Origin of the sequence: Streptomyces sp. SID10853, assembly GCF_010548145.1 — a bacterium.
Classification (GTDB): domain Bacteria; phylum Actinomycetota; class Actinomycetes; order Streptomycetales; family Streptomycetaceae; genus Streptomyces.
This window is the reverse complement of record NZ_JAAGLN010000424.1, coordinates 1-2,789: the sequence shown is the minus strand read 5'-3', so window position 1 is coordinate 2,789 and position 2,789 is coordinate 1. Positions and strand designations below refer to the sequence as shown.

Annotated in this window: 3 protein-coding genes; all 3 read right to left on the bottom strand. The window is 73.8% G+C overall.

Annotated elements, in window-relative coordinates:
* Window positions 1-957: AAA family ATPase (locus G3I19_RS35845; protein ID WP_164267856.1), on the bottom strand; the 957-nt coding region annotated here is incomplete at its 3' end.
* Window positions 954-2,555 carry a cobyric acid synthase gene (locus tag G3I19_RS35840; RefSeq protein WP_239075048.1) on the bottom strand — a complete coding sequence of 534 codons (1,602 nt, stop codon included), beginning with the start codon at window positions 2,553-2,555 and terminating at the stop codon, window positions 954-956. The genes G3I19_RS35845 and G3I19_RS35840, both read right to left, overlap by 4 nt.
* Window positions 2,552-2,789 (bottom strand): cobalamin biosynthesis protein (locus G3I19_RS35835; protein ID WP_203601117.1); only part of this gene is annotated, 238 nt, incomplete at its 5' end. The genes G3I19_RS35840 and G3I19_RS35835, both read right to left, overlap by 4 nt.

Genomic DNA, 2,789 nt, shown 5'->3' with positions numbered 1-2,789 from the left:
GTCGAACGGATTGCGCCTGCGGCGGTGCGGCAGCGCGAGCAGCGCCGCCTGCCGTACGTCGTCGGCCGTGACGTCCGAACGCCCCGCCCAGGCGGCCAGCGCGGTCGCGGTGCGCGCCATCACGATGTCCGCGCGCATCCCGTCCACCTCGAAGGCGGCACAGGTCGCGGCGATCTGCCGCAGCGCGGGATCACCGAGACGCACGGAGGGCAGCAGCGCCCGCGCGGCCACGATGCGCGCCCGCAGCTCGCTCTCCTCGTCGGCCCAGCGGGCGGCGAACCCGGCGGGGTCGTCGTCGTACGCGAGCCTCCTGCGCACCACCTCGACCCGCTGGTCCGGGTCGCGCGAAGCGGCGACCTCCACGGTCAGCCCGAAGCGGTCCAGCAACTGCGGCCGCAGTTCGCCCTCTTCGGGGTTCATCGTGCCCACGAGCAGGAACCGCGCGGCGTGCCGTACGGAGACGCCCTCGCGCTCCACGTACGAGGCGCCCATGGCGGCGGCGTCGAGCAGCAGGTCCACCAAGTGGTCGTGCAGCAGGTTGACTTCGTCGACGTAGAGGATCCCGCGGTGCGCGTCGGCGAGCAGCCCCGGCTCGAACGCCTTCACGCCGTCGGCCAGCGCGCGCTCGATGTCCAGCGCGCCGACCAGCCGGTCCTCGGAGGCGCCGACGGGCAGTTCGACCATGCGCGCGTCGCGTGACACGCCGTCGGCGGACGCGTGCGGGCCGTCGGGACACGCCGGGTCGGGCGCGCCGGGGTCGCACGAGAAGCGGCACCCCGGGACCACCGGGACCGCGGGCAGCAGCGCGGACAGGGCCCGCACCGCCGTGCTCTTCGCGGTCCCCTTCTCACCGCGCACGAGGACGCCGCCGACTGCCGGGCTGACCGCGTTGAGCAGCAGCCCCAGACGCAGGTCGTCCATGCCCACGACAGCGGTGAACGGGTAGGGCGTGGTCACTTCGGGATCACTCCTTCGGATGCTCGGATGACAGGTTCGGGTGCGGTGACGGGCCGGCGTCCGGATCGCGGCGGCGCGCCCGGTGGTGCTCCCGGCGGTGCTCCCGGCGGCACGAAGGGGAGTCCCGCCGGAGCGCCCGACTCGATCAGCTCCAGCAGCCCGTCGGTGTCCGCGTGTTCCTCGATGAGGTCGCCCAGCCGGTCCAGCTGCTCCTCGCGGAGCACACCGAAGCTGGTGTCGGGAGCCGGTACGAAGCGCCGTCCGGCGACAGCGGCGACCTCGCGCAGGAAGGCCCGCCGGAAGCCGTCGCTCTCCAGCGAACCGTGCCAGTGGGTGCCCCACACGGAACCGGCGCGGCAGCCGTCCAGGAAGGGGGAGCCGCCCAGCACATCGGCGACGCCGTGGTGGATCTCGTACCCGTCGACGCGCTCCCCGAGCGCCTCGCCGGCCGGCCGCGCCAGGGTCTTCTCCACGGCGAACCGCACCCGGACGGGCAGCAGTCCGAGGCCGTCCACGGACCCGGCGCGCGATTCGACCGTGTCGTCGATGTGCTCGCCGAGCAGCTGGAAACCGCCGCAGATGCCCAGCACCGGCCGGCCTTCGGCGGCCCGCCGGGCCAGCGCGGCGGCGAGTCCGCGCTCCCGCAGCCACTCCAGGGCGCGCACCGTGCCGCGGGTCCCCGGCACGATCACCAGGTCCGCGTCCGCCAGCTCCTCCGCACGGTCCACGAACCGCACCACGACGCCCGGTTCGGCCGCCAGCGCGTCCACATCCGTGAAGTTCGACATCAGCGGCACGGCGCACACGGCGATCCGCAGCACGTCCTGCCCGTACGGCGCCGACACGGCGGACTCGCGCACCGTGCCGCGCATCGACACCCGCAGCCCGTCCTCCTCGTCGATGCCCAGACCGTGCGCGTACGGCAGGACCCCGTAGGTCCGCCGCCCGGTCAGGTCCTGGAGCATGTCGAGGCCAGGTTCGAGCAGGGACACGTCGCCGCGGAACTTGTTGACGAGATACCCGGCGACGAGCGCCTGGTCATCGGCGGCCAGCAGCGCCGTCGTACCGAAGAACGACGCGAAGACCCCGCCCCGGTCGATGTCGCCGACGACGACCACCGGGAACCGCGCGGCGCGCGCGATGCCCATGTTGACGATGTCGGTCCGCCGCAGATTGATCTCGGCGGGGCTGCCCGCCCCCTCGCAGATCACCGCGTCGTACGTGCTCCGCAGCTGGTCCAGACAGTCCGTCACCGTGCCGAGCAGCGCCTCCTGCCGGCCGCCGTGGTAGCCGCGGGCGCTCATCTCGCCCACCGGCTTCCCCATCAGCACGACCTGGCTCGACCGGTCGCTGCCCGGCTTGAGCAGCACCGGGTTCATCAGCGCCGTGGGCTCGACCCGCGCCGCCTGCGCCTGCATCGCCTGCGCCCGCCCGATCTCCGCGCCCTCGCGGGTGACGAACGAATTGAGCGACATGTTCTGTGCCTTGAAGGGCGCGACCTTCACCCCCTGGCGCACCAGCCACCGGCAGATGCCCGCCGTGACCACGCTCTTGCCGGCGTCCGACGTCGTTCCTGCCACCAGCAGTCCGCCACTCATCGGCGTACCTTCCTCACCACGAGAGCTGTCGCGAGCGCCAGCAGCGACACCCGGCGCGACAGCCGCACCGCGCGCTCGATGTCCGCGCAGGCCACGGGCCGGCCGCCGCCGTTGAGCACCGCCCGGTGCTCGACCCGGCCGCCGTACGAGAGGGTGCCGCCGAGCCGTACGCCGATGGAGCCCGCGAACGACGCCTCCACCGGGCCCGCGTTGGGGCTCGGGTGGCCGCCCGCG